General features: G+C 62.5%; 26 protein-coding genes and 1 pseudogene. 10 read left to right on the forward strand and 17 right to left on the reverse strand.

All coding sequences use genetic code 11. The annotated features are described in order from the left end of the window. Positions 1-105: 105 nt before the first annotated feature. Positions 106-381 carry a CtrA inhibitor SciP gene (gene sciP / locus ACYG9R_RS17900; protein WP_013529904.1) on the forward strand — a complete coding sequence of 92 codons (276 nt, stop codon included), beginning with the start codon at positions 106-108 and terminating at the stop codon, positions 379-381. Positions 382-445: 64 nt separating this feature from the next. Here the strand turns inward: sciP and ACYG9R_RS17905 are convergent, their stop codons facing one another. Then, on the reverse strand, positions 446-925 hold the full coding sequence (locus ACYG9R_RS17905; RefSeq protein WP_348528129.1) for a zinc-binding dehydrogenase: 480 nt from the start codon (positions 923-925) through the stop codon (positions 446-448). Then, a pseudogene (locus ACYG9R_RS17910) lies at positions 837-1,469 on the reverse strand (NADP-dependent oxidoreductase); the annotation flags it as partial. The pseudogene ACYG9R_RS17910 and the gene ACYG9R_RS17905, both read right to left, overlap by 89 nt. Here ACYG9R_RS17910 and ACYG9R_RS17915 point away from each other — a divergent pair. Then, positions 1,468-1,869, forward strand: a complete 402-nt coding sequence (locus tag ACYG9R_RS17915) for a winged helix-turn-helix transcriptional regulator (protein WP_023699710.1) — start codon at positions 1,468-1,470, stop codon at positions 1,867-1,869. The pseudogene ACYG9R_RS17910 and the gene ACYG9R_RS17915 overlap by 2 nt on opposite strands. A 109-nt stretch (positions 1,870-1,978) precedes the next feature. On the opposite strand, the gene ACYG9R_RS17920 is transcribed toward ACYG9R_RS17915, so the two are convergent. Further along, on the reverse strand, positions 1,979-2,356 hold the full coding sequence (locus ACYG9R_RS17920) for a flagellar export protein FliJ (RefSeq protein ID WP_023669945.1): 378 nt from the start codon (positions 2,354-2,356) through the stop codon (positions 1,979-1,981). Positions 2,357-2,805: 449 nt separating this feature from the next. Between ACYG9R_RS17920 and ctrA the strand changes: the two genes are divergently transcribed. After that, complete coding sequence (gene ctrA, locus ACYG9R_RS17925) at positions 2,806-3,501, forward strand: response regulator transcription factor CtrA (RefSeq protein ID WP_006203583.1); 696 nt, start codon at positions 2,806-2,808, stop codon at positions 3,499-3,501. 85 nt (positions 3,502-3,586) lie between these two features. Here ctrA and ACYG9R_RS17930 read toward each other — a convergent pair whose 3' ends face one another. Both ACYG9R_RS17930 and chpT read right to left on the reverse strand, forming a co-directional pair. Beyond that, on the reverse strand, positions 3,587-3,955 hold the full coding sequence (locus ACYG9R_RS17930; protein ID WP_023669946.1) for a response regulator transcription factor: 369 nt from the start codon (positions 3,953-3,955) through the stop codon (positions 3,587-3,589). A gap of 244 nt (positions 3,956-4,199) precedes the next feature. Then, positions 4,200-4,829: a histidine phosphotransferase ChpT gene (gene chpT, locus ACYG9R_RS17935; RefSeq protein WP_023669947.1), complete on the reverse strand. Its 630-nt coding sequence runs from the start codon at positions 4,827-4,829 to the stop codon at positions 4,200-4,202. Positions 4,830-5,221: 392 nt separating this feature from the next. Here chpT and ACYG9R_RS17940 point away from each other — a divergent pair, with 392 nt between their 5' ends. Next, positions 5,222-5,758, forward strand: coding sequence for a DUF1134 domain-containing protein (locus tag ACYG9R_RS17940; protein WP_245259859.1), 537 nt, complete (start codon positions 5,222-5,224; stop codon positions 5,756-5,758). A 148-nt stretch (positions 5,759-5,906) separates the two neighbouring features. Next, complete coding sequence (locus ACYG9R_RS17945) at positions 5,907-7,067, forward strand: coiled-coil domain-containing protein (RefSeq protein ID WP_023823372.1); 1,161 nt, start codon at positions 5,907-5,909, stop codon at positions 7,065-7,067. A gap of 38 nt (positions 7,068-7,105) precedes the next feature. Here ACYG9R_RS17945 and ACYG9R_RS17950 read toward each other — a convergent pair whose 3' ends face one another. The 6 genes from ACYG9R_RS17950 to ACYG9R_RS17975 all read right to left on the reverse strand — a co-directional run bounded on the left by ACYG9R_RS17950 (position 7,106) and on the right by ACYG9R_RS17975 (position 11,848). Next, positions 7,106-7,900 (reverse strand): TrmH family RNA methyltransferase, encoded by a 795-nt coding sequence (locus tag ACYG9R_RS17950; protein ID WP_023691642.1) that lies wholly within the window; start codon positions 7,898-7,900, stop codon positions 7,106-7,108. Between the two features lie 71 nt (positions 7,901-7,971). Continuing rightward, positions 7,972-8,310 (reverse strand): ArsR/SmtB family transcription factor, encoded by a 339-nt coding sequence (locus ACYG9R_RS17955; protein ID WP_023669951.1) that lies wholly within the window; start codon positions 8,308-8,310, stop codon positions 7,972-7,974. 154 nt (positions 8,311-8,464) lie between these two features. Further along, positions 8,465-9,235: a HugZ family pyridoxamine 5'-phosphate oxidase gene (locus tag ACYG9R_RS17960; protein WP_023823373.1), complete on the reverse strand. Its 771-nt coding sequence runs from the start codon at positions 9,233-9,235 to the stop codon at positions 8,465-8,467. A gap of 35 nt (positions 9,236-9,270) precedes the next feature. Then, the gene (locus tag ACYG9R_RS17965; protein ID WP_023823374.1) at positions 9,271-10,437 is read right to left on the reverse strand and encodes a CaiB/BaiF CoA transferase family protein; all 1,167 of its coding nucleotides are present in this window, start codon (positions 10,435-10,437) and stop codon (positions 9,271-9,273) included. A gap of 6 nt (positions 10,438-10,443) precedes the next feature. Next, on the reverse strand, positions 10,444-11,205 hold the full coding sequence (locus ACYG9R_RS17970; protein ID WP_023734990.1) for a 3-hydroxyacyl-CoA dehydrogenase: 762 nt from the start codon (positions 11,203-11,205) through the stop codon (positions 10,444-10,446). 106 nt (positions 11,206-11,311) lie between these two features. Further along, positions 11,312-11,848: a GNAT family N-acetyltransferase gene (locus tag ACYG9R_RS17975; protein ID WP_023823375.1), complete on the reverse strand. Its 537-nt coding sequence runs from the start codon at positions 11,846-11,848 to the stop codon at positions 11,312-11,314. Positions 11,849-12,119: 271 nt separating this feature from the next. On the opposite strand from ACYG9R_RS17975, the gene ACYG9R_RS17980 reads away from it, so the two are divergent. After that, positions 12,120-13,106, forward strand: a complete 987-nt coding sequence (locus ACYG9R_RS17980) for a glutathione S-transferase family protein (RefSeq protein ID WP_023823376.1) — start codon at positions 12,120-12,122, stop codon at positions 13,104-13,106. Positions 13,107-13,122: 16 nt separating this feature from the next. On the opposite strand, the gene ACYG9R_RS17985 is transcribed toward ACYG9R_RS17980, so the two are convergent. After that, the gene (locus ACYG9R_RS17985) at positions 13,123-13,623 is read right to left on the reverse strand and encodes an NUDIX domain-containing protein (RefSeq protein WP_031195394.1); all 501 of its coding nucleotides are present in this window, start codon (positions 13,621-13,623) and stop codon (positions 13,123-13,125) included. A 71-nt stretch (positions 13,624-13,694) separates the two neighbouring features. Between ACYG9R_RS17985 and ACYG9R_RS17990 the strand changes: the two genes are divergently transcribed. Further along, the gene (locus ACYG9R_RS17990) at positions 13,695-14,621 is read left to right on the forward strand and encodes a metallophosphoesterase family protein (protein WP_023695843.1); all 927 of its coding nucleotides are present in this window, start codon (positions 13,695-13,697) and stop codon (positions 14,619-14,621) included. Here the strand turns inward: ACYG9R_RS17990 and ACYG9R_RS17995 are convergent, their stop codons facing one another. The 4 genes from ACYG9R_RS17995 to leuA form a co-directional block, all read right to left on the reverse strand. Continuing rightward, positions 14,622-15,239, reverse strand: a complete 618-nt coding sequence (locus ACYG9R_RS17995) for a hypothetical protein (protein ID WP_023683637.1) — start codon at positions 15,237-15,239, stop codon at positions 14,622-14,624. Positions 15,240-15,323: 84 nt separating this feature from the next. Continuing rightward, the gene (locus tag ACYG9R_RS18000) at positions 15,324-16,127 is read right to left on the reverse strand and encodes an alpha/beta fold hydrolase (protein ID WP_023823377.1); all 804 of its coding nucleotides are present in this window, start codon (positions 16,125-16,127) and stop codon (positions 15,324-15,326) included. Positions 16,128-16,230: 103 nt separating this feature from the next. Continuing rightward, positions 16,231-18,000, reverse strand: coding sequence for a tetratricopeptide repeat protein (locus tag ACYG9R_RS18005; RefSeq protein ID WP_023823378.1), 1,770 nt, complete (start codon positions 17,998-18,000; stop codon positions 16,231-16,233). Between the two features lie 193 nt (positions 18,001-18,193). Continuing rightward, positions 18,194-19,870 (reverse strand): 2-isopropylmalate synthase, encoded by a 1,677-nt coding sequence (gene leuA / locus ACYG9R_RS18010; protein WP_023823379.1) that lies wholly within the window; start codon positions 19,868-19,870, stop codon positions 18,194-18,196. Positions 19,871-20,352: 482 nt separating this feature from the next. Here leuA and ACYG9R_RS18015 point away from each other — a divergent pair, with 482 nt between their 5' ends. The 3 genes from ACYG9R_RS18015 to ACYG9R_RS18025 are packed head-to-tail and all read left to right on the forward strand — an operon-like array spanning position 20,353 to position 22,615. Next, the gene (locus ACYG9R_RS18015; RefSeq protein WP_023695839.1) at positions 20,353-21,519 is read left to right on the forward strand and encodes an ATP-grasp domain-containing protein; all 1,167 of its coding nucleotides are present in this window, start codon (positions 20,353-20,355) and stop codon (positions 21,517-21,519) included. A 5-nt stretch (positions 21,520-21,524) separates the two neighbouring features. Then, complete coding sequence (locus ACYG9R_RS18020; protein ID WP_023695838.1) at positions 21,525-22,301, forward strand: esterase family protein; 777 nt, start codon at positions 21,525-21,527, stop codon at positions 22,299-22,301. Then, positions 22,301-22,615 (forward strand): nuclear transport factor 2 family protein, encoded by a 315-nt coding sequence (locus tag ACYG9R_RS18025; RefSeq protein ID WP_031192978.1) that lies wholly within the window; start codon positions 22,301-22,303, stop codon positions 22,613-22,615. The genes ACYG9R_RS18020 and ACYG9R_RS18025 overlap by 1 nt, the downstream gene beginning before the upstream one ends. 10 nt (positions 22,616-22,625) lie before the next feature. On the opposite strand, the gene ACYG9R_RS18030 is transcribed toward ACYG9R_RS18025, so the two are convergent. Beyond that, positions 22,626-24,161: an MFS transporter gene (locus ACYG9R_RS18030; protein ID WP_023695837.1), complete on the reverse strand. Its 1,536-nt coding sequence runs from the start codon at positions 24,159-24,161 to the stop codon at positions 22,626-22,628. Between the last annotated feature and the right edge of the window lie 134 nt (positions 24,162-24,295).

Genomic DNA, 24,295 nt, shown 5'->3' on the forward strand with positions numbered 1-24,295 from the left:
CGTTCATGATCCTTACCTACTCATTAGGGTTCGCTTAGGCAATTTTTAAAGCTGTGGCGGTAATGTGGTGGGGATTGGGTCTTTGAGTTTTTAGTAGAGAGTACGATGACCGATCTTGTTAGACCGCGAGTCAAATATGTTATTGGGCCTGACGGCAGCCCTCTTACGATTGCCGATCTTCCGCCGACGAATACACGTCGCTGGGTTATCCGGCGCAAGGCGGAAGTGGTTGCTGCGGTGCGCGGCGGGCTTTTGAGCCTCGACGAGGCATGCCAGCGCTACAAGCTGACCACCGAGGAATTCCTGTCCTGGCAAGCGTCGATCGACGAATACGGCCTTGCCGGGCTGCGCACGACGCGCATCCAGCAATACCGGCACTAGAGCCAGGACCACAACAGAAAAGGGCGCGGTAACCGCGCCCTTTTGCCTGTCGGTAATGCCTGCTTCAGACCGTCAGCACCACCTTGCCGATCGGCCTAGTGGCGAGAAAAGCGTGCGCGGCGCCCGCCTGTTCGAGCGGAAACGCCTTTGCCACATGGACCGCAAGCTTTCCCGCATCGACCAGTTTGCCAAGTTCGACGAGGCCTTCACGGTCGGGCACGACGGACATGCGCTCGACGCGGATCCCACGCGCAGCAGCCTTGGCTCGGGTGGTGTCGTGGATATTGAGCAGCGACACCAGGGCGCCACCGTCCTTCAGGACTGTCAGCGATTGGTCGGCATGGTCGCCGCCCATCGGCTCCAGCACCAAGTCGACGTCGCTGACCTCGGCGGTGAAATCTCGCTTGGGTGTAGTCGACCACTTCATCGGCGCCGAGCGAGCGGACGAAATCGAGTTTCTTCGGGCTGGCGGTGGCGATGACATAAGCGCCGTGCGCCTTGGCGATCTGCACCGCCAGATGCCCGACGCCGCCGGCCGCAGCATGGATCAACACGCGCTGGCCGCGCTTCAGGCCGCCATGGCGGACAAGGCCTTGCCAGGCGGTCAGACCGGCCAGCGGCAGCGCGCCGGCATGATTGTGGTCAATGCCTTGCGGCTTCGGTGCGATTTCATCGGCCGGGGCCACAGCGAGCTCCGCATAGGCCGCGGCCTGCTTGGGAAAACGCGGCATGCCGAACACGGCGTCACCGACCCTGAGGCCGCCATCGACGCCTGGGCCTACCGCCTCGACCGTACCTGAAATATCCCAGCCCAAAGTGAAGGGCGGTTCGCCCAGCAATGGATAGTAGCCGGCGCGCACCGAGCCATCGACCGGATTGATGCCGGCAGCATGCACGCGCACGAGCACTTCGCCGGACTTGGGCGAGGGCGCGGGGCGATCGGCGATGACGAGGACGTCGGGTCCGCCGACTGAATTCTGGACAACGGCACGCATGGGAGGCTCCTGCTGGGGTTTCTGTGCCACTATCATTTGGATAGTAATATTCCCTTGTCCAGTATGTACCTTTTCCATATATAGGCACCTCATGGATAGTGATAATGATTGCGGCTCCGGCTATGACGCCTTCCAGCGGACGTGTCCTTCGCACGCCGTGCTCGAGATGCTGGCCAGCAAATGGGTCTATCTGACGGTTTGTGCGCTGCGCCGTGGCCAGATGCGCAACGGCGAACTGGCGCGTAAGCTCGAAGGCATCACGCCTAAAATGCTGACGCAGACGCTGCGCGTCCTCGAGCGCGACGGGCTTGTGCGGCGCGAAATCTTTCCGGTGATCCCGCCGCGGGTCGAATATGAATTGACCGAACTTGGCCAGAACCTGGCGGGGCTGCTCACCCAGATACGCTCCTGGTCGGAAGAGCATGTGCCTGACATCAAGCAAGCGCGGGCGAGGGCGGCGGCGAACCTGGAAAGGGATTTGGCACGGGCCTGAAGCTGCGGCCGCCTTACGGGCCGGATCAGCAGCGCCGGAGCCTTTTGGCGCGCTACACGCAAAGCAAAGCGCGGCGTCAGGCGGCGCCGGTCGGGTTAAAACCCTGCCGTCAGCCGATCATGGCGCTGCGACCGCCGAGTTCCGCGTCGCGGATCTTGGTGTCGCGCGATTCCAGCATCTCGGCCTTGGAAAGCTCCGCTTCAGCTTCGCCGAGTAATGATTCGGCAGCACTTCGCTGCTGGGCGAGGTCGCTTTGAGAGTTTCTGAGGTTATCACGGCGCAGACGCGCCGCCTTGGCGAAGGTCGGATAGGCAAAATGATTGATGTCGGTGATGCCGGCCTTCTTCTCCTCGGCGGTGATCTGAAGCTCCAGTTCAACGGCCATGCGCTCGAACTCGGCGATCATCATGTCGAGCTGCAGCAGCTGCCGCCGCTTCTCATTCACCTGAAATTGCTTCAGCCGAACGAGGTTTTCACGTGACTTCATGATTCGGTACTCCCGGAAACGCACACCTGCACATATCGTCCAATCCGCCCGCCAGGGCCTGGCGTCGCCCGTATCCACCGGCATTCCCCGAACTATGGGAAACAAATCCCTAAAGTTTTTTGCCGGCGGTAACCATTCGTTTACGCGCATTGTTAATCATAAGGGCGAGGACTTAAGGCCGGGTAAAAATTCCGGCTCCCGATACGGAAGCCGGCCAGCGAGTCCCTTGAGTCACTTAGTCCGACTTATTAATGTGTTGCATTAGCGATTTGGTTCTGTGATTCATCATTAGATTCAAGAGGGTGTAGAAAGGGGTTAAAAAATCTGGTACCGTCCTTGGTGCGGAATTAGGTTTTGTTAACCATTCGATGGCAGCCTCTGTTCAGGCAATCACTGCTCCGGTCCCGGATGGGTCGTGACATGGTCCGGCGGCAGAAAAGGGGAATGAAATGCGCGTTCTGCTGATAGAAGACGACAGTGCAACCGCTCAGAGCATCGAGCTGATGCTCAAATCTGAAAGTTTTAATGTTTACACGACCGACCTCGGCGAAGAAGGTGTCGATCTCGGTAAACTTTATGATTACGATATCATTCTTCTCGACCTCAACCTTCCCGATATGTCCGGCTACGAAGTCTTGCGGACACTTCGCCTGTCCAAGGTGAAGACGCCGATCCTGATCCTGTCCGGCATGGCCGGTATAGAGGACAAGGTGCGCGGCCTGGGCTTCGGCGCCGACGACTATATGACCAAGCCGTTCCACAAGGACGAACTGGTCGCCCGCATTCATGCCATCGTGCGCCGTTCCAAGGGCCATGCCCAGTCGGTCATCACCACCGGCGACCTGGTGGTCAATCTCGACGCCAAGACCGTCGAAGTCGGCGGCCAGCGCGTGCATCTGACCGGCAAGGAATACCAGATGCTGGAGTTGCTCTCGCTGCGCAAGGGCACCACGCTGACCAAGGAAATGTTCCTCAACCACCTTTATGGCGGCATGGACGAACCGGAACTGAAGATCATCGACGTCTTCATTTGCAAGCTGCGCAAGAAGCTCGACGCAGCATCCGGTGGGCAGAACTACATCGAGACGGTCTGGGGTCGCGGCTATGTGCTGCGCGAGCCGGAAGACATCCGCGTCAGCGCCTGAGCGAACACCATCCGATTGAATTTAATGAGAAAACCCGGCTCAGGCCGGGTTTTTTGCTGTCCTTCTTGGCCGAGGACGTGCCGAGTCAGGCGGCAACCTTCAAGGTACGAAAACGTTCGAGCAGTTGCGGCCGGTTGAACGGCTTCAACAGATAACCCTGGGCGCCGGCGCGCTTTGCCTTCATGATCGAGGCAACATCGACCTCGACCAGTGAGATCAGAATCTGCGGTTTGATCGTGCTCTCCATGGCGCGAACCTGGCGAATGACGTCGACCGCTTGCATGTCCGGCAGGGCGCCGTCGACGACAATCACATCAGGCATCTCGGCAGCGCACATCTCGACAGCATCAAGTCCAGTTGCCGCTTCGATCACCACCATGTCGGAGCCGCCAAGAATCCGTTTTGCAACCTTTCTGATGACGCTCGAATCGTCGACAAACATGCAGCGCTTCATTTCCGGGTCCTCTTTGCCATGGTGCGAACCGGCGGCATCCGGGTATCGGGATGCACACTAGGCCAATCTGGTAAAGAAGCAGAAAAGCCGTTAGGTAAAGTTTTTACAAACATGTCGTTTGCAGCCCCATTCGGCAGGGGCGTTGCCGGCAATGAAACTTGCTTGTTCTGAATTGCCGCAAATATCAGCGGGAAAAGATACTTGATTGTTCTTGATGCTCGGACGTCCTGCCGAGCGGCTTCGCTCAGGCCGCGGACAGCACGATCTCTTCGGCGGTCGCGTGAATCGAGATCGTCATGTTGGCCTCACGCGCCAGCAGCAGCGTGTAGTAGGGCTGGACGGTATGGGCGTCGATAGGCTCCTCGGGCTTGTTGCCGGAATGGAGTTCGAGGAATTTCGGCGGCACGCGCAGCATCGGGCCGCTTGCGGCAAGCGCAAAGCGCGGCTCGGTGTCGAGGTTTTCCAGCGTGACCACCAATCTGCCACCGCGCGGGATGGCAGCATTGGCGACGAGCAGCAAATTGAGCAGCAGCTTGACCTTGTTCTTGGGCAGCAGGGCGCGAACCCCGTTCCAGATCAATTCCGGCTTCTCGTTCTTCAGGAAGGCGATGGCGACGGACTCGGCATCGCCGGTGTCGATCATCATGCCCGCCGAACCGGCGGCGCCGAAGGCGATGCGGGCGAATTGCAGGCGGGCCGAAGCGTTTCTGGCGCTCTGCCGGATCAGTTTCATGGCGTCTTCGTCGGCGCCGCCCTCGTCCAGGAGTTCAAGGCCGTTGTTGATGGCGCCGACCGGCGAAATGATGTCGTGGCAGACTCGGCTGCACAACAACGCTGCGAGATCGGGTGCGGAGAGAGAGAAAAGCTCAGCCATCGGCGAAAAATCCCTGCTAAAATTCACATCCTGGTGGCCGCGCGGCCGACAGCCACGCTCACCACCCGAATCACGCTCTCTCCCCCCCAGGCATTCTGAATACACAGCGCCCGAGCGTGCAGCAACAATCCACAATTCTTGTGAGAAAAACGGCATCTTTGCACAGGATCGGAGCCCGCGCAGACCGTCAGAAACAGCCTTCGAACCGCCATGTTCATGTGGGAGGTTAATGGTTGAAAAAGGATTACGGCATAGTTTGCCCGTAACAGTCATCCTTAACGGCCGCCTAAAGAGCCGGACGGGGTGCGAGGCGTCGGCGAAAGTGCTCCCTGACGGAGATTGGAAGCATGGTTTCCCGATTCTACGACCGGACGTTTGTCCGCGTCTTCTTCATGGCGATTGCCCTCATGGGCGCTCTCGCTTTCTCAACCTCTGCGTCGCGGGCACAGGAATACACCGCTCAGGAGATCGTCGATTCCGGTCACAAGTTCTTCGGCGCGACGTCGGGCGGTCTCGCCACCGTCGTCGAGAAGATTTTTGCCTCCTACGGCCTGCCCAATGGCTATCTGCTCGGCGAAGAGGGATCCGGCGCGCTGATTGGCGGCCTGACCTATGGCGAAGGTACGCTCTACACCAAGAATGCCGGCGACCATAAGGTGTTCTGGCAAGGGCCTTCGCTCGGTTGGGATTTCGGCGGCGAGGGATCGCGGGTGATGATGCTCGTCTATAACCTCGACGACGTCAGCAATCTCTACAATCGGTTCGGCGGCGTTGCCGGTTCGGCCTATGTCGTGGCCGGCGTCGGCTTCAACGTGCTGCAGAACAACAGGGTGCTGCTGGTGCCGATCCGCACCGGCGTCGGCGCGCGGCTTGGCGTCAATCTCGGCTATCTGAAGCTGACGCAGAGGCCGACCTGGAATCCTTTCTGAGCGATTCCGACCACACTTCGACCCGATCAACAGATTCTGACCCGGTGCAGCTGCGGCAAACCCTTGCCGCAGCGCTGGATTTGCGTCATTGGCAAAGTCCAGACTTGGCGGTTGCCGGATAGCGGCCCGCCCGTAACGGGTAGTCACCTTGGTTCAGTCGATCCTGTTCTTCGCCCTCGGCTTTCTGTGCGCAGGCTTTCTGGCGCTGCTGGTCGCGCCGGCCATCTGGCGGCGGGCGGTCGCGCTGACACGCAAGCGTGTCGAGGCGTCGGTGCCGCGAACGCTGGCCGAGATCCAGGCCGACAAGGACAGCTTGCGGGCCGAGTTCGCCATGACGACGCGCCGGCTCGAAATCAGCATCAAGACGCTGCGTGAGCAGGCGAATGAGCAACTCGTCGAAATCAATCGCGGCCGCGAGGCGCTGAAGGGCCTGGCGGTCGAGCGCAAGGACAAGAAGCAGGCGCTTTCGGAGCTCGGGGAAAAAAACGAATTGCTGCTGCATCGCGAGCAGCAGATACAACAGCTGTCGGACAGGCTTGCACAAACAGAGCGCATGATGGAAAAGCGCGCGCTCGAGCTGGAAAAGCTCGAACATATGTACGACGACGCGTCCTTCTCCTCCAGCAATCGTCAGATCGAACTGGTGGCTCGCGAATCCGAGCTGGAAAAACTTGCCAACGACATTTCAGTGCTGCGCGGCCAGCGGAAGGAGGCCGACAAGCGCCATCAGGAAGTCGTCGCCGAAGGCAAGGCCACGCGCGATGCCTTGAAGGCCGAAAAGAAAAGAACCGCCGACCTCGACAGAAAGCTCGAGCGCCTGCTCGCCACGCTTGCCGATCGCGAGGACAAGCTCGATCGCCGCGAAAAGGAACTGGCCCGGCTTCGCGAGCGGGTGAAGGGCGAGGCTACAGGAGGCGCCGCGGCTGCTGGCCTGGTTGGTGCGCAAGACAGTGCCCGCGCCAGGAACGAGGACATGGACAAGACGCTCGCCAAGCTCGAAGGCGACCGAGAGCGGCTCGAAGCCAGGCTGACGACGCTGGCCCGCGAAAACAAGCGGATGAAGGCGGAGCTTGGCGGTTCTGGATCCGCGAAGCCCGGGAATGGCCCCGGCAATGGCAATGATGCCGGTTCTGCCTTGCGCGAACAGATGAACAATCTGGCGGCTGAGGTCGTCCATTTGACGGCCAAGCTCGAAGGACCTGATTCACCGATCGCCAAGGCGCTGGCGGCGCCGCAGGAAACGCGGTCAGGAACCACCAGCCTCGCCGATCGCGTCCGGGCGTTGCAGAAGGCGGACTCGCCGAGCTGAGTTTCGAGCCTCGGCTTGGAATTGCCCGACTACCCCTATCAGCGCGAAAAATGATGCAGCGCGATGGCTGAGGCGGCCGCAACATTCAGGCTGTCGAACCCTTCCGACATCGCGATCCGCACCGTCCGCAGGCGAGTGAGCAGCCTCTCCGGGAGGCCCTCGCCTTCGGTGCCGAGATAGAGCGCCAGTCGTTTCGGTCGCGCGGCATCGCGAATGTCAGCCTCACCACGCGGCGACAAAGCGACCTGGCCGAAGTCCAACTCGCCGAGCTTCGCGATGAAAGCTTCAGTGTCGCCGAAGGACGCAAAGGGCACCTTCAACGCGGCGCCGACGGAGACGCGGATCGCCTTGCGATACAGTGGGTCGCAACAGGTGGCGTCGACGAAGACGGCATCGGCGCCGAAGGCGGCGGCATTGCGGAAGATCGATCCGATATTGTCATGGTTGGCGATGCCGATGAGAACGACGATCAACGCTTCGGCAGGCAAGGTGTCGAGCAAGGCCTCGGCGGGCTGTGGCGTGCCCTTGCTGCAGATCGCCAATATACCGCGATGCATGTGGAAGCCGGCGATCCTGTCCATGACGGCGCTTGCCGCAACGTAGACCGGCAGGTCGGCAGGGGCCTTGCGCAGTATGTCGTGGAGCCCGGCCAGGCGGTTTTCGAGAACCAGGACCGACTCCGCAGCAAAGCGTCCGGCTGACAGCAGGACGTCCAGCACCACCTTGCCTTCGGCAACGAACCGGCCATGGCGGCCGGTGAGATCGCGCTCGCGGATGTCGAGATAGGCGGCGACCCGCGGATCGCGCGCGTCGTCGATCTGGATCGGATCCATCAATACCTCGGCCGGCGAAAAATCGTCAGCGAGGTAAGGAGCGACCGGAGCCGCCAGTCAAGCCCTGCAGGTCAAGTCCCGGCGCGGCGCAGACGCGTTGCCATCTGGGACAAGTCGCCTATCCCGAAAATGCCGTCCAGCATGCGCAACAGTTCGCGCACCGCTTCGGACTTGCAGGAATAGTAGATCATCTGCCGGTCGCGGCGGGTCTCGACAAGATCGAGCGCCCTGAGCTTGGCCAGATGTTGCGACAAAGCGGACTGGCTGAGCATCACCTTTTCGGCGATGGCGCCGACCGACATTTCACCGTCGGCCAGATAGCTCATGATCAAGAGCCGCTTTTCGTTGCCCATAAGGGTCAGAAATGTCGCCGCCGATTCGGCATTGGCGATTAGTTTGGTCGAGACCATCGATGCCCCATGTTTTCCTGCTCATCCAAACGCTATGGGGGCAAATAGCGTTGGCTGCTATAATTCAGCTATGGATCACGCTGCTGATTTCAGCGTCGCCTGAATCGTAGATCATTTCGCCCAAATCTCAAGACGTGCTTTTGATTCATGACGATTATCCTTGCGTAGCTGGCGCACGACCGGCTTTGGCCATGTCGACCAGAACCGGCCGCAGGTCGCGCGCGGTCTTCAATGGCTGTGGAAAATAGACCCTGCAAACGGTGTCGCCCGATGCCAGGTCGATGCCATCGGCATCGAAGCCGGTCATGGTCCAACCATCACCTTCAACCCTGGCGAAATGATGGGCATAGACGGCGATGGCGTCGAGATGGTCGGCATTCATGTGGTCGAGAGCGGATTGTTCGCTGGCGGCCAGCTCGTCGACGATCAACCCCTCGGTGATGAGATCGGCACGGTCGAGCAGGTAGGCCTTACCGAAGCCGCCATTCAGGCTGGCGCGCTCCGGCTCGAGGCGAAAGATCGAGAAATCGCCGAGCCCGGCATAGAGCTTTGCCTTGGGATTGCGGTTGAGATAGCGCCGCTCGGCGCGGGCATGCGCGCTCGACCCGCGTTCCAGCGGCTGCGCCCGGCAGACCAGCGTTATCCTGGGATGCGCCAGCGGATCGCCCTTGCCGGGTTCGCCGACAAGCAGCGAGCAGCGCGGCTCGGCAAGGATGGCGCCGGTATGGGCTGACAGCGCCGAGACAAGGATCAGAGGCGTGCCATCGATGTCGGTGGCGACTCCGACCCTGGAGGCCAGCGGTGCGCCGGTCGAAGGCTCGATCACCGCGAGGGCGCCGAAACGGGCGCTGCGGATCAGCGTTGCGGCCAGCCTGATCGCCTCGGCGTCCGTCGCGCGAATGACGTCCTTCTTCGGCTGGTCCAAAATGCCCACCAGGTAAGTTGATTTTCTAAATCCAGTTACTGGCCAATCATGCCGGCTTTGACAAGCGCTTTGATCTCGGCTGTCGAAAAGCCGAAGCGCGCCAGCACGGTCTGAGGTCGCTGATCGTCATCTTCAGGCATGCCGGCAAGCGCCGGCTGCGAGGTCGAGAAGCGTGGCGCGGGTGCGGGCCGCTCGAGCGCACCGGCTTTCACAAATGCGTGACGCGCCCGGTTGTGCGGATGATCCCTGGCTTCGGCCAGCGACAGAACCGGCGCCACGCAGGCATCGCTTGCGGCAAACAGCGCGTCCCAGCCGTCGCGTGTCTTCTGCCGGAACCGGTCGGCAATGGCCGCGCGCATGTCCGGCCACAACGCCTTGTCGTATTGGCCGCGGACAAAATCCTCGCCGAGCGGCAGCAGCCTTGCGAATGCGGCGAAGAAGCGCGGCTCAAGGCAGCCGACCGCAACGTGGCGTGCGTCCGCCGTCTCATAGGTGTCGTAGAAGGGCGCACCGGAATCGAGCAGGTTGGCGCCGCGCCGGTCGCTCCACAGACCTGCCGACATGAAGGCGTGTATGGGGGCCGCCAGCATCGAAGCGCCCTCGACCATCGCCGCGTCGATCACCTGGCCTTTGCCGGAGCGCGAGCGCTCGAACAGCGCTGCAAGCACCCCGGCGATCAGCATCATGGCGCCGCCGCCATTGTCGGCGATCAGATTCAGCGGCGGCACCGGCCGGCCTTCCTCCCGACCGATGGCATGCAACACACCGGAATAGGCGAGGTAGGTGATGTCGTGGCCGGCGCGACCTGCGAGCGGCCCGTCCTGGCCGAAGCCGGTCATGCGGCCGTAAATCAGCGCCGGATTGCGCGCCAATGCAGCATCCGGGCCGAGACCAAGCCTCTCCATCACACCGGGGCGAAAGCCTTCGACAAACAGATCGGCCTTTTCGGCAAGGCGCAGCAGCAGTTCCGTTCCTTTGGCCTGCTTGAGGTCGACGTGCAGGATGGAGCGGCCGTGACGGTCGAGATTGTACGCATCGGAGAGCGGCAGCAGGGGTTGGTCCGAACCGGTGCGCTCGATGGGCAGCACCTCGGCGCCCATCTCCGACAACATCAGCCCGGCCAGAGGCACCGGGCCGAGCCCAGCCATCTCGATGACTTTCAGGCCGGCCAGCGGACCGGTCTTCACTGCGCCGGCCGCCATGGCCGTCTATTTCGGCGCCATGCGGATTGCCCCATCGAGGCGGATGGTTTCGCCGTTCAGCATCTGGTTTTCGACGATATGCAGGGCGAGCGCGGCATATTCGGACGGCTCGCCGAGGCGGGACGGGAAGGGCACGGCCGCGCCGAGCGAATCCTGCACCTCCTGCGGCATGCCGGCCATCATTGGCGTCTTGAAGATGCCGGGCGCGATGGTGCAGACGCGAATGCCGGAGCGCGCCAGGTCGCGGGCAACCGGCAGCGTCATGCCGACGACGCCGCCCTTGGATGCGGCATAGGCGGCCTGGCCGATCTGGCCATCATAAGCGGCCACCGACGCGGTGTTGACGATGACGCCGCGCTCGCCGCCCTGCAGCGGTTCGAGTTTGGCGGCACGGTCGGCGACGAGGCGGATCATGTTGAAGGTGCCGATCAAATTGATCTCGATCACCTTGCGGTACTGGTCGAGCGGATGTGGACCATCCTTGCCGATCGTCTTCACGCCGATGGCAATGCCCGCGCAATTGACCAGGATGCGCGCTGGCCCAAGTCTCTTTTCCACCTCGGCGAGCGCGGCCGCACCGCTGTCGGCGCTGCTCACATCGCACTGGATGGCGGCGCCGCCAATGTCGCCCGCCACCTTCGATGCCCGGTCGATGCCGATATCGAAAATGGCGACGCGCGCGCCCTTGTCGGCCAGCGCGCGGGCGGTTGCCTCGCCGAGGCCAGAGCCGCCGCCGGTTACGATCGCAATCTGGCCGTTCGGGTTCATGCTGCGTGCTCCGTGCTGCTCCGGGTCATGCTACGGAGGTCGCCGCCATGGTGCAACCTGACCAATGGGGATCCATCGCGGCCGCTGCCGCGACCGATCCTGGAGCTCAGGCCATCACTGGTGCCTGCTCGGCGATCCTGGCCAGGTTGGCATGGCCGACCTCGCCGGAGAGCCGCGCCACGGCACCGGGCACGATCTCGTGCGACAGCAGCCGGTCGAGGTCGACCGGGCGCGGCATGGAGATCTGGCCGCGGGGGATCTTTCTGAAGCCGAGCGGGCCGTAATAAGGTTCGTCGCCGACAAGGATCACCGCCGGCGCGCCGGCCTTGGCGGCCGCCTCCAGCGATATCGCCACGAGCCGGCGGCCGATGCCGAGATTTTTGAAGGCGGGCCGCACGGCAAGCGGCCCGAGCATCAGCGCGCGTCCGGCGCCGGCGGCGATGCGGGTCATGCGCACCGAAGCAACGACGATGTCGCCATTCATGGCGACAAAGGATAGCGAGCGCTCGTGGCCGCCGGTCTCGCGAATCTTGTAGGCGGCCAGCACGAAACGGCCGGGGCCAAAGGCTTCGTCGTTGATGGCTTCGATTTCGGGATCATGCGCCGGAGTTTCCGGCAGGTATTTCACGTCGGCAAGGCTCATGGTCTTCGCGGTCCGATAAAGAGGAAAGGTTGCTGCAAGCGGCAGCGTTCGCCAGTCAGCGCTTTCTAAGCGCGGGCGCCCTTTCGTCGTCGGTCAAACCGGATCAAGCCAAGATCGAACATGCGGAGTGTCCGCTAGCATCAATTTCCGGCGGCTGCAATCGGCTGTTTTCATCCGGCGTTTCATACGAGTGACGCTCTGTTCAGCAGATGACGGCTTCGACATTGCCGCCTTGCGACTACATTGGCCAAGGCACGCAAGGAGATTTCGTATGGGATTGCTGGTCGAAGGCAAATGGCAGGACCGTCCGGCCAATGTCGATAGCAGCGGCAGGTTCATCCGCGTCGAGACGCAGTGGCGTGACTGGATCACGCGCGACGGCGCGCCGGCGCAAGGTCGTACGCGCGGCTTCAAGGCCGAGCCCGGACGCTACCATCTTTATGTCTCGCTCGCCTGTCCGTGGGCGCACCGCACGCTGATCTTTCGCGCGCTGAAGAAGCTAGAAGACATCATCCCGGTTTCAGTCGTGCATCATTTCCTCGGTGCTGAGGGCTGGACGTTTTTGGCCGAGGATGGCGCCACCGGCGACACGCTCTACGGCCTCGACTTCCTGCATCAGATCTACACCAAGGCCGATCCAGCCTATTCGGGCCGGGTTTCGGTGCCGGTGCTGTGGGACAAGAAGGAAGAGACCATCGTCTCCAACGAATCCGCCGAAATCATCCGCATGCTCAATTCGGCCTTCGACGAGTGGGGCGATGCCGCTCTCGATTTCTATCCGCCAGGCCTGCGCGGCGAGATCGACAAGGTCAATGCGCTGGTCTTTCCAGCCGTCAACAACGGCGTCTACCGCGCCGGCTTTGCCACCACGCAAGCGGCCTATGAAAAGGCGTTCGGCGAGCTGTTCGCGGCGCTCGACACGCTGGAGGGCCGACTGTCAAAACAGCGCTATCTCACTGGCGAGCGTGTCACCGAGGCCGACTGGCGGCTGTTCACCACGCTGGTGCGTTTCGACCCGGTCTATGTCGGCCATTTCAAATGCAATCTGCGCCGCATCGCCGACTATCCGAACCTTTCGAACTATCTGCGCGACCTCTACCAGGTGCCCGGTATCGCCGGCACGGTGAACCTGCACCACATCAAAATGCACTATTACGGCAGCCACGAGAGCATCAACCCGACGCGCATCGTGCCGGTCGGGCCTGGGCTCGACTATGGCGCGCCGCACGACCGGGCGCGGTTCAGGCAGGCGGCGTGAGCATCGGATTGACAGCCTACCAGTACGGCGATACCGGCTCGCCTTCAAAAACCTCGGCAAGCCGCCGCAGCGTCGCCGGCGTCGTGCCATGCGGCAAGCGGTCGAGCGGAAAGAAGCCTGCTTCGGCGATCTCGTGGTCCGGCAGTTTCGGCGCGGTCTGGTTGAAGGTTTCGATGAGATAGAGGCCGACATGGTCGCGGCGGCTGGAGCGGCGGTTGAAATGCATCGATTTCAGCACCGGCTGGGCTGTCAGCGCGATATTGCCTTCCTCGGCCAGTTCGCGCACCAGCGCCTCACCGAGCGTCTCGCCGACTTCGACGCCCCCGCCCGGCAATTGCCAGCCGGGAACGTAGGTGTGGCGGATGAGGAAGACAGTGTTCGAGGCGCGATCGTGGATCAGGCCGCGCACGCCCAGCGTCATCGGCCGCCGCAGCAGGAAATAGAGATGGAACAGCCTTGCCCTGAGGCCTGCCCAGCCGGTCTGGCGAAACGCCTGCTCCGGGTCCGATATAGCCATGACTAGCGAAACCGTGGATGGGCAGGAAACAGTGAGTGGAAAGCGGGGAGCGCGTCGCCTATGAAGGAAGGATGTTCAGGCTCGCGCATATTTCCGATGTCCATCTGGGGCCGCTTCCCGGTGTAACCTATCGCGAACTCGCGTCCAAGCGCGTCGTCGGCTACGTCAACTGGCAGCGCAACCGCCGCCGCCATATGCACGATGCCGTCATCGACACCATCGTCGCCGACATGAAGGCGAGCACACCCGACCACCTCACCGTTACCGGCGATCTGGTCAATCTGGCGCTCGACGGCGAGATCGAGATGGCCAAGCACTGGCTTGAGACGCTGGGTTCGCCGGAGGATGTCTCGGTGGTGCCGGGCAACCACGACGCCTATGTGCCGGGCGCCTTCGACAAGGTCTGCCGCTCCTGGGCGGCGTGGATGAGCGGCGACGGCGTGACTGCGCCGATCGACCGCAACGCTTTTCCCTATCTGCGCGTACGCGGCAATGTCGCGCTGATCGGCGTTTCGACGGCGCGCGCCACGGCGCCGTTCATGGCCAACGGCTTCTTCCTCGAAGGTCAGGCGCAAAGGCTGGCGACAGTGCTCGACGCAACGAACAAACGCGGCCTGTTGCGGGTGATCATGATCCATCATCCGCCGGTGCGCGGCGCCGTCGCCCAGCAAAAGCGCCTGTTCGGCATCTCCCGGTTCCACAAGACCGTTCATAGGCATGGCGCCGAACTCGTGCTGCACGGCCATTCGCATCTGCCGTCGCTGTTCTTCATCGGCGGGCGCGGCGCCAGGATTCCGGTCGTCGGCGTCGCCGCCGCCGGGCAGTCGCCAGGCAGCAAGAACCCGGCGGCACAGTACAATCTGCTCGATATTGACGGGGAGAAGGGCAATTGGCTGATTCGCCTGACGCGGCGCGGCCTGACCGGGCCGGCCTTGCCGCCATCGGACCTGCAGGTCATTGAACTCGGCGCGCAGACACCGAGGCCTTCAGATCGTTGATCAGAAGCTGATCTTCATCGCCATCAGGCGATCCCAAAACAGCGCGGCCGCCACCGCCAGGCCAACAAGCGCGCCGGCGGCGACTAAGCCGAGACCGGAAAGGAACGTCGACCAGCCCTTGCGGGGCACGGCTGCTTGCAAGGGCGGCTCAGCTTCCGGCACGGCGGCGCGTTTCAGGTCGGCGACGGCCGGCTCGACACCGCCCTCCATCATGCGCTGGCGCTCGACGATACGCTCCGCCACATAGCGCGTGACCTGATCGGCGACCGGTTTCATATCGGTCGATTCGGCGAGCACGACGCGGCCGATGCGGGTATCCCTGAGAAAGCGGTAGGTGCGGCGGTCGCGCCCCATGGCGACATGGCTGACGGCGTCGATCCACAGGCGGGGCTGCAGGCCGGAGGAGACGACGAAGTCGAAATTGTCCATGTCGGCGGGCACGTCGGCAAAGACCGGGGCGAGCTCGGCCGCGAGCAGATCAAGCCGCATCCGGTGCGCCTCGCGCATGTCGACCACGACATCGTCGCGATCGGCGAAGGCATTTTTCACATCGCGAACGGCGTCGGACAGTTTGCGGGAGGTGTCGATGGGGGTGATGTTTTCGCCAGTGTCCTTCATCGGCGTCGCCTCGCTGATATGGTTAATTGCGAGTTAACACAGGCGGCGGCAAAATGCACTGGCGAGATGCGGGGCGCAAGTAAGTTAGCTCGCCGCGGCCTCGAATGTCGGACGCAGGCGCCTGCCGCGGCGTGCCATGTTTCGGCGCACGGCCTGGGCGACCACATCAGGCACTTCCTCGACCAGCATATGGCCGGCATCGAGCACGTGATGAATATGAAAATGCGCCGGCAGACAATCAGCCTGGGTAAAGGGCAGCACCGGATCGTCCGTTCCCCAAACCACCATCACCGGCATGTCGAGGGTGTCCAGCTGTTCGCGGGGTATGACCCCCTGCCGCTCGTTCCTGGTCATGACGGCCGATATCTCAATCAGCTTGCGCAACTGGCCGGGGTGACGGCGTAGGTCCGCCAGGACGCCAACGATGCGTTCGGGCGGCGGGCTTCGCGGTCCCGACATGGCGGCAAGGCAGGCGCGGATTTCCCGTCTGTCGGCGGCCGCGGCGTAGCGGCGCAACAGCGGTCCGTTGATCTCGGGGCCAACACCGCCCGGCGCCAGAAGCATCAGCGAGCCTATCCTTTCAGGCTCGGCAAGCGCCATCAGGGAGGCGACCGCGCCGCCCAGCGAATGACCGGCGACATGCACCCTTGCTATGCCGCGTGCGGCGATATCGGCGAGAACCGCTCGCGCCGCTGTTTTGGCCGGGCCGCTGCCAGGAAATTCGAGAGACAGTCCGTGTCCCGGAAGATCGTAGGCCAAGGTCCTGACATCGGGCCCTAGCGACGCGGTCACCTCGCGCCAGATATCATGGCAACCACCGAAGCCATGCAGCAGGACGACCGTCTTCGGCCCGGCGCCACGCTCGGCAACATAGAGGGATGAGACCATGAAAATGTGCGATTATTGCAAGACTGGAGAGGAAATTCGAATCGAGGCTGGATTGCTCCCAGTCCAGACCGATGGCCAGTAAAGTTTTCGCGATCCGGAAAGACTAGCTGGCGTTGCCGAGGCCCGCGGCGCGCAGCGCCTCAACCAGCCGGTCCGTCAGATCGGCGGGATATTTGCGCTCGGCGAAGGCCGCGCGCGGATCGGCGGCGAATTTCGGGAATTTGGTGGTCATCTCATCCAGAAGCTTGGCTGCCAGCTGTTCGCGGCCGGAAGCCTTGGCGCCGATCAGCCGCGCCGCCAGATAATGCGATTTCATCGCCGTCGTGCGCAGCGACTCGCTGGCTATCGCGGCCTTGTTCATGTCGCCCAGCATGAACTGTCCAGCGAAAAGCCCAAAATCCCACCATGTCGGATGGCCGCTGAACGTCTCGACGGCATGGGTCAGGATCGGTGTTCCCTCGGCATATTTGCCGGCAAAGATCAGGCCATAGCCGTAAGCGGCAGCCATGCCGAGGTCGTAGGGGTTGAGCTCATAGGCCTTGCGCATCCAGCGGATCGATTCCTCGGTGTTGCCGAGGCGCGAGTTGAGGTAGCCATAGGCGCGGTGCGCATAAGGGCTGGTCGGTCCCATCTGGATGGCGCGATGGGCGAAAGACATTGCCTGATCGACCGTCGCGCCAGGCGGATAGGCGTAATGATCGGTGGCGGCCTCAAGGGTCAGGGAGGCCAGTTCCGAATAGACCAAGGACGATTTCGCACCCTGGCCGGCGAGCTTGTCCAGGCAGCGATAGGCAGCCTCGTGCGTCCTGGTGCTCTGGTCGAGATAGTATCTGTCGTTGAGGATCAGGCAGCTCGTCAGCCCGGTCTGAATGCCGTTCTGTTCGATGTAGCTGTAGAGCGGGCCGGAGGCGGGAATGGTCGAGCTGAGGATGGCGGCGATACGATCCTCGACGGTGCCAGGTGCGCTGTCGGCGACCGTCAGACTGCGGGACAAAAGCACGCGGCCGGTCGCCACGCTCTGCAGTTCGAGCGTCACGTCACCTGCCATTGGTCCCGGCAGGACATCGAAAACGAAGCTGGTCGGGTCGGTGCTCGGATCGCGCTTGCTGTCGGCGTCGCGGCCGATGAAGTCGATCGTGTCGAAACCGGCAAGGCCGGCGCGCAGCGAAGCGGCGACGCGGCCGGCCTCGGGTCCGGTGGCCTTCACCGCGATGAAGACGAGGGGCAGGGCCTCCATCGACGGCGATGCGATGCTGCTCGTTACGCCCGCGGTCTCGACCACCGCGGTAGGATCGCTGCTGGCAAGCAATGCGCCGCTGCCCTGGCGCAGGATGAGCACGCCCAGCATGAGAATGACCAGCGTCATGGCGACCCAGAAGAACTGGAGATGGCGCGCCAGCGAAGGCCCAGGTTCTGTAACCCCCGAAGCTGTCGCGGCAGCGGGAACGGCGTCAAGAGCCGCCTGGTCGGGCGATCCGGGCAAGGCGGCTACCGCCGCCGCAAGCGGCTCCTGCCCAACCGGCAGGCGTATGGCGTTGAGCTCATAGGACGGCACGTAGCCGCCGCGCGGAATGGCAATGCGAACCGGTTCGGCTATGCCTTCATTGGCGAAATAATGCTGGAGAAGTTCGCGCAGCCGGCCTGCCTGCACCCGGACAACGGCGTCGGTCGACGAATCGAAATCGCCGTCCTTGCCGAAGACGTCCATGGCGATGGAGAAACCCTTGAGCCTGTCGGCTTCGCCGGCCTGCTCGCGCTCAACAAGATAACGCAGCAACTTGCGCGCGCGCTCGGAACGGCCGAACGTTTCGCTGGCGAGCAGTCGCTCCAGTGTCTCGCGCACTGCGGGGGCGGCAGGCGTGGCATGCTGCAAGTGTCGATCCTCTCGAACTCGGCACAGGTTGAGGCGCAATCATATAGAGCCTGCACTTCCATACAAGCATGCTTATGTTATGCGATCGCGTAACACACCGGATAGTTGCCGGTGGTTGACACAAAAAACCGGAATTTCCCTCGGCAAATGGGGGATTTCCGGGCGCCGCGGACATTCGGCGCCCGGGAAAATATCAGCCGGCCTTGCGGCCGATTATCCGGTTGGCGGCCGAAACAACGGCTTCCAGCGAGGCGGCGACGATGTTGGTGTTGATGCCGGCGCCGAACAGCTTGCCGCCGGGATATTCCATCTCGACATAGGAAATCGCCGAGGCGTTCGAGCCGCGCTGGAGCGAATGTTCGGAATAATCAAGCACCGACATGTCGACGCCAACATGACGCGACAGCGCATCGACGAAGCCGTCGATCGGGCCGGTGCCGGAGCCGGTGATGGTCGTCTCCTTGCCGTTGTCGAGGATCACCGCCTCGACCACGCGCCGGCCCTTTTTCTCGGTGTCGGGATAGGTGTGATGGTCGAGGAACTTCAGTCGTGCGCCGGGCTGGTCGACATAGGTTTCGATAAAGCGGTCATGGATGCGTTTTGCCGGCACTTCCTTGCCTTCGGCGTCGGTGATCGCCTGGATCTCCTGGCTGAACTCGATCTGCAGGTTGCGCGGCAGATTGAGGCCGTAATCGGCCTGCATTACATAGGCGATGCCGCCTTTGCCCGACTGCGAGTTGATGCGGATGATCGCCTCATAGCTGCGTCCGACATCGGCCGGATCGATCGGCAGATAGGGCACTTCCCAGACCGGCGTGTTGGCCTTCTTCAAGGCCTTCATGCCCTTGTTGATGGCGTCCTGGTGCGAGCCGGAAAAGGCGGTGTAGACGAGTTCGCCGACATAGGGATGGCGCTCGGAGATCTTCAGCTGGTTGGAATATTCGTAGACGTCCTTCATCCGGTTGATGTCCGAGCAATCCAGATGGGGATCGACGCCTTGCGTGTACATGTTGAGCGCCAGCGTCACGATGTCGACATTGCCGGTGCGCTCGCCATTGCCGAACAGCGTGCCTTCGACGCGGTCCGCACCCGCCATCAGGCCGAGCTCGGTGGTGGCGATGCCGGTGCCGCGGTCATTGTGGGGATGCAGCGAGATCAACAAGTTTTCACGGTTGTCGAGGTTACGGCACATCCACTCGATACGGTCGGCGTAGATGTTGGGCGTCGACATCTCGACCGTCGAGGGCAGGTTGATGATCAGCTTGTTGTCGGGCGTCGGCCTGACGATCTCGGTGACGGCGTTGCAGATCTCCAGCGCCACGTCGAGTTCGGTGCCGGTAAAGCTCTCCGGCGAATATTCGAAGCGATAACCGCCGCCGGCCTTGGCCGCCATGTCGGTGATCATCTTGGCCGCGTCGGTGGCGATGCGCTTGATACCGCCGACATCCTTCTCGAAGACGACGCGACGCTGCAACTCGCTGGTCGAATTGTAGAAATGCACGATCGGGTTGGTGGCGCCCTTCAGAGATTCGAAGGTGCGGGTGATGAGTTCGGGACGGCACTGCACCAGCACCTGTAGCGAAACATCAGCCGGCACATTGCCTTCCTCGATGCACCAGCGGGCGAAATCGAAATCGGTCTGCGAGGCCGAGGGGAAACCTATCTCAATCTCCTTGAAACCCATGTCGAGCAGCAGGGCGAACATGCGCGCCTTGCGCTCATGACCCATCGGATCGATCAGCGCCTGGTTGCCGTCGCGCAAATCGACCGAGCACCAGACCGGTGCCTTGTCGATGACCTTGTTGGGCCAGGTGCGGTCGGTGAGACCGACCGTCGGGTAGGGCTGGTATTTTCGGGCCGCGCCCGGCATGTGGCCGGCCGCGCGTTTTACGCTTTCGGCTTCGCCGGCGCGGATGTCTTCTCGTGCGTTCATCGTCTTGTTCTCCCGGCGGCTCGCGGATCGGTCTTCGGACGGATTCCAGGGCGAGCAGCGCCTTATCAGATTTTCGTTCGCTTGATGTGAATTGCCAATTTCTGAACTGGCCAAGGAGCGTGCGCGTAAGCGGCGGTTCGACCGCCGGGCGCTCCTTCAGCGAACCCGGCGATCGCCGATAAGGCCGAGAAGAAGCAGGGTCGATGCCAGCGCGCGCACGGTCTCGCCGGCAAAGCCGGTCGGACGGGAAGCGACGGAGGAGACGCGCGTGTTCATGGCGGGGTTCATACAGGAGCCGCCATGGACAGGCAAGTGGGCTGCCATTCCACCACTCGCGAGCACTCTTCCCCATGCGCGGCAAATGCGCCAGACTTGCGTGTAGCCGGGGCCGCAATGCTTCGCCGTCGGAGGGGTCATCCGTGAATTTTGTTTTCTTCTCGCCGCATTTTCCCGCCAACGGCGCCGATTTCTGCGACCGGCTGAAAAAGGCCGGCGCTACGGTGCTGGGCATTGGCGATGCGCCTTATGAGGCGCTGGACGGCAAGCTGAAGGCGGCCCTGTCGGAATATTACCGCATCGCCGACATGGAGGACTACGATCCGGTGTTCCGGGCGATGGGTCATTTCATCCACAAATGGGGCCGGATCGAGCGCTTCGAGTCCCTCAACGAGCATTGGCTGGAGCTGGAGGCCAATATCCGCACCGACTTCAACATCTACGGCACCAAGCTCGATTTCGTGAAGAATTTGAAGCGCAAGAGCCGCATGCGTGCATTCTTCCGCAAGAGCGGCGTCGACACCATCGCCCAGCGCAAATGCTCCGACCGGGCCGGCGCCATGACCTTTATCCGCCGCGTCGGCTATCCCGTGGTGGTGAAGCCCGATTCCGGGTCCGGCGCCTCGAACACCTTCAAGATTTCCAACGCCAGGGAGCTTGACCAGTTTTTCAGAGACAAGCCCGAGGACGTGACCTTCGTCATGGAGCAGTTCATCGAGGGGCTGGTGGTGACCTTCGATGGGCTGGTCAACCGTGACGGCGAGGTGGTGCTGGCGGCCAGCCACCGCTACGACCAGAGCATCATGGAAGTGGTCAACAAGGATCGCCACATGAGCTACACCTGCTTTCCCAAGGTCCGACCGGCGATCGAAGAGGCCGGCCGCAAAATCCTCAAGGCGTTCGACGTGCGCGAGCGCTTCTTCCACATCGAGCTGTTCGAAACCAAGGACGACCGCGTCATCGCGCTTGAGGTCAACATGCGGCCGCCCGGCGCCTGGATGACCGATGCGATCAACTACACGTTCGACATCGACGTCTACGCGGCCTGGGCGGACATGGTGGTGAAGGATGCCACCGGTGGTCCTTATGAGGGCAAGTATTTCACCGCTTATGCCAGCCGCAAGCAGCACCTCCACTATTTGCACAGCCATGAGGACGTGCTAGCCGCGCATCGCGACAAGATCGTCCATCATCAGCCGATAGAAAAGGTTTTCAGCCGCGCCATGGGAAATTACGCCTACCAGATGCGCTCGAAGGACGAAGCAGCACTGCGCGCGGCTGTCGCCTACATCCACGCGGAAAAGGCTTAGACGCGATGGACATCTCTTATCACAAGGGTTTCTCCGGCAATCTCGGCCGCGACATGGAATACAAGCGCTACGGCCATGCCGGCCGGCCGGTGGTGGTGTTCCCGACGTCGCAGGGGCGGTTCTATCAGTTCGAGGATTCCGGCGGGGTAGGAGCGCTGGCCGAATTCATCGACACCGGCCGCATCCAGCTGTTCGCGGTCGACGGCGTGGATTCGGAATCGTTCTTCAACAAGCATGCCGGCGCCGCCCACCGCATCGGTCGCCACGAGGCTTACTTCCGATATGTGCGCGAGGAGGCGCTGCCGGAGTTTCTGGCGACCGCCGAGCAAGCCAATGGCGGGCGCAAATTAAAGCCGCTGTTCACCGGCTGTTCGATGGGCGGTTATCATTCCACGAACTTCGTCTTTCGCTTTCCCGAACTCGCCAGCGGCGTCATCGCGCTGTCGGGCGTCTATTCGGCGGGCGACTTCTTCGGCAAGGCGCTGGAAGGTGATATCTTCTACAATTCACCGCTCGACTATCTGCCCGGCATCGTAGACCCAAAACTGCTTGCCCGGCTGAAGGCGCTGAGGATGATCTTCTGCTGCGGGCAGGGCGCCTGGGAAGAGCGGATGCTGGTCGAGACCCGCAGGCTGGAACAGATCCTGCGCGACAAATCCATTCCCGCCTGGGTCGACTATTGGGGCGGCGATGTCAGTCATGACTGGCCATGGTGGCACAAGCAGCTGGTCTATTTCTTCGGCCGCTGGCTGGATGATGATCTGATGCACCGGCTCGATTGATGACCACACCCGAACCTATCCGCCGCTTTATCGAGGCCACCAATGCGGGTGATAGCGAAGCCGTTCTCCACACGTTCACAGCCGACGCGTCCCTGACCGACTGGGGGCGGTCCTTCCAAGGCCGCCAGCAGATCGCGCGCTGGAACCAGTCGGATAATATCGGCGTGAAGTCCAATCTTCGCATTGTCCGCATCGCCGAGGTCGAGGGCAGCTACCGCGTCCGCATTGCCGTGAAAGGCAATGGCTTCAACGGCGAGGGTGACATGACCTTCGTGCTCGACGGCCACCGCATAGCGAGCCTCGTCATCTCCTGACGCGGCTCAGCTACCCTTCCTGGCAAACCGGCAGAGCAATGGTCTCGTGTTCCACCGCCCATCCACGGCGCAAGCCGAGAAAGACGACAAGGGCGGTGACGATGGTGATTGCCGCCAGCACGATCAGCAGCCTGTCGAACGCGATCTCATAGGCCTGGACCAGGACCGTGGCTCCGGCACCCGGCAAGCGGGCTGCCGCTTCGCCGATGTTGCCGGTCACCAGCAGCTGCGCGGCGGCGGTTGCATCCAGGGAAGACGCCGTTCCCTGAGCCGCCAGTTGGGCTGCCGTGAAACCCGACAGGACTGCCATGACGATCGCCAGCGCCACGCCTTCGCAAGCGACGCGGGTGGTGTTGAAGATGCCGACCGCCATGCCGGCACGCTCTTTCGGCACGACGCCGACGGCAAGTCCGTCCATCAGCCCCCAGGGCAAGGCGATGCCGACGCCGATGAGGATCAGCGGCGCCACCAGCGCTGCGACGACAGGCGGTATCAGGCTCAGCCAGACAAGGCCGCCGGCGGCCACAAGCAGGCCGACACCGCAGATCGTTGCCGGAGCGATCCAGCGCGCTACCTGGCCGGCGAGCAGTGGCAGGATCAACAGCGGTCCCGACAGGCAGATCATCAACTGCCCCGCCTTGATCTCGCTCATCCCCTCGATGCCGATGAAGCGGATCGGCAACAGCACCAGCAGGACGACGAAGCCATAGGCGGGAGCGGCCGCCAGGAACTGGACGCCGACGAAGCGGGGAAAGCGGAACAGCGAGAGATCGAGCATCGGCCGGCGCACGCGCCGCTCGACGACGACGAAAGCGGCAAAGCAAAGGGCGGCCGCCACGAGAAGCGCGATCACCAGGGGATCGGTCCAGCCGCTCTGCGGCGCTTGCAGCACGCCGTAGGTCAGCGATGCCAGCGCGATCGTAAAGGTGCCGGCTCCCGCCCAGTCGAGGCCGGTCGCATCCGGATCGCGCGATTCCCTGATGGTGCGCAGGCCGAGCAAAGCGGCTGCAATCGCGAGCACTGCCACCAAGACGAAGATCGATCGCCAGCCGAAAGCATCTATGAGCAGGCCCGACGCGATCGGCCCAAAAGCGAGGCCGATGCCGAAACTGGTGCCGAGGAAGGAGAAGGCGCGCAGCCGCAATGGCCCATCGAATTCCTGGGCAAGAGCGGAGGCGCCGCCGGCAAAGGCGGCGGCACTGCCGAGCCCTTGCGCAGCCCTGAGCACATCGAACCAGACGATATCAGGAGCAAACATCGATCCCAGCGATGCCAGCACATAGGTGGCGAGGCCAACAAGGAAGAGCCGCTTGCGGCCATGATTGTCGGCCAGCGCGCCTGATGCCATCAAGGTGGCGGCGAAGGTCAGCATGAAGGCGTTGGTCACCCAGTTGAGCGCGATCGGGCTGCCGCCGAGGTCGGCCGCAATGCGGGAAAGCGCGACGGCCGGGCCGGTGAAGGTCAAGGGCATTGTCATGGCGGCAAGGCATACCGACAACAGGACAAGCCATGGCGCGACCGCGCCGTTTGTGGTTTTCGGGGTCATAATTTTCCTATCTGAACCAGGATCCGCCGGCCTGCCGCAAGCTTGGTGCGCCGGTCGTAACGGGAAGATAGGCTCGCGACACTTCGAGAAAAATAGTGTTAAATCTCCAGATATACCGGACTGAAACGCTCGAA

It is taken from the genome of Mesorhizobium sp. RSR565B, assembly GCF_054719465.1.

Bases quoted from the DNA above. Each gene is read 5' to 3' on its own strand.
- ACYG9R_RS17965 (WP_023823374.1), bottom strand. From the start codon at position 10,437: ATGGCGGCCGGCGCAGTGAAGACCGGTCCGCTGGCCGGCCTGAAAGTC.
- ACYG9R_RS18020 (WP_023695838.1), top strand. From the start codon at position 21,525: ATGGACATCTCTTATCACAAGGGTTTCTCCGGCAATCTCGGCCGCGAC.
- ACYG9R_RS17975 (WP_023823375.1), bottom strand. From the start codon at position 11,848: ATGAGCCTTGCCGACGTGAAATACCTGCCGGAAACTCCGGCGCATGAT.
- ctrA (WP_006203583.1), top strand. From the start codon at position 2,806: ATGCGCGTTCTGCTGATAGAAGACGACAGTGCAACCGCTCAGAGCATC.
- ACYG9R_RS17995 (WP_023683637.1), bottom strand. From the start codon at position 15,239: ATGAAGGACACTGGCGAAAACATCACCCCCATCGACACCTCCCGCAAA.
- ACYG9R_RS17955 (WP_023669951.1), bottom strand. From the start codon at position 8,310: ATGGTCTCGACCAAACTAATCGCCAATGCCGAATCGGCGGCGACATTT.
- ACYG9R_RS17970 (WP_023734990.1), bottom strand. From the start codon at position 11,205: ATGAACCCGAACGGCCAGATTGCGATCGTAACCGGCGGCGGCTCTGGC.
- ACYG9R_RS17920 (WP_023669945.1), bottom strand. From the start codon at position 2,356: ATGAAGTCACGTGAAAACCTCGTTCGGCTGAAGCAATTTCAGGTGAAT.
- ACYG9R_RS17905 (WP_348528129.1), bottom strand. From the start codon at position 925: ATGCTGCGGCCGGCGGCGTCGGGCATCTGGCGGTGCAGATCGCCAAGG.
- ACYG9R_RS17940 (WP_245259859.1), top strand. From the start codon at position 5,222: ATGGCGATTGCCCTCATGGGCGCTCTCGCTTTCTCAACCTCTGCGTCG.
- ACYG9R_RS17950 (WP_023691642.1), bottom strand. From the start codon at position 7,900: ATGGATCCGATCCAGATCGACGACGCGCGCGATCCGCGGGTCGCCGCC.
- ACYG9R_RS17930 (WP_023669946.1), bottom strand. From the start codon at position 3,955: ATGAAGCGCTGCATGTTTGTCGACGATTCGAGCGTCATCAGAAAGGTT.
- ACYG9R_RS18030 (WP_023695837.1), bottom strand. From the start codon at position 24,161: ATGACCCCGAAAACCACAAACGGCGCGGTCGCGCCATGGCTTGTCCTG.
- ACYG9R_RS18025 (WP_031192978.1), top strand. From the start codon at position 22,301: ATGACCACACCCGAACCTATCCGCCGCTTTATCGAGGCCACCAATGCG.
- chpT (WP_023669947.1), bottom strand. From the start codon at position 4,829: ATGGCTGAGCTTTTCTCTCTCTCCGCACCCGATCTCGCAGCGTTGTTG.
- sciP (WP_013529904.1), top strand. From the start codon at position 106: ATGACCGATCTTGTTAGACCGCGAGTCAAATATGTTATTGGGCCTGAC.
- ACYG9R_RS18000 (WP_023823377.1), bottom strand. From the start codon at position 16,127: ATGGTCTCATCCCTCTATGTTGCCGAGCGTGGCGCCGGGCCGAAGACG.
- ACYG9R_RS17990 (WP_023695843.1), top strand. From the start codon at position 13,695: ATGTTCAGGCTCGCGCATATTTCCGATGTCCATCTGGGGCCGCTTCCC.
- ACYG9R_RS17915 (WP_023699710.1), top strand. From the start codon at position 1,468: ATGGATAGTGATAATGATTGCGGCTCCGGCTATGACGCCTTCCAGCGG.
- leuA (WP_023823379.1), bottom strand. From the start codon at position 19,870: ATGCCGGGCGCGGCCCGAAAATACCAGCCCTACCCGACGGTCGGTCTC.
- ACYG9R_RS17980 (WP_023823376.1), top strand. From the start codon at position 12,120: ATGGGATTGCTGGTCGAAGGCAAATGGCAGGACCGTCCGGCCAATGTC.
- ACYG9R_RS17985 (WP_031195394.1), bottom strand. From the start codon at position 13,623: ATGGCTATATCGGACCCGGAGCAGGCGTTTCGCCAGACCGGCTGGGCA.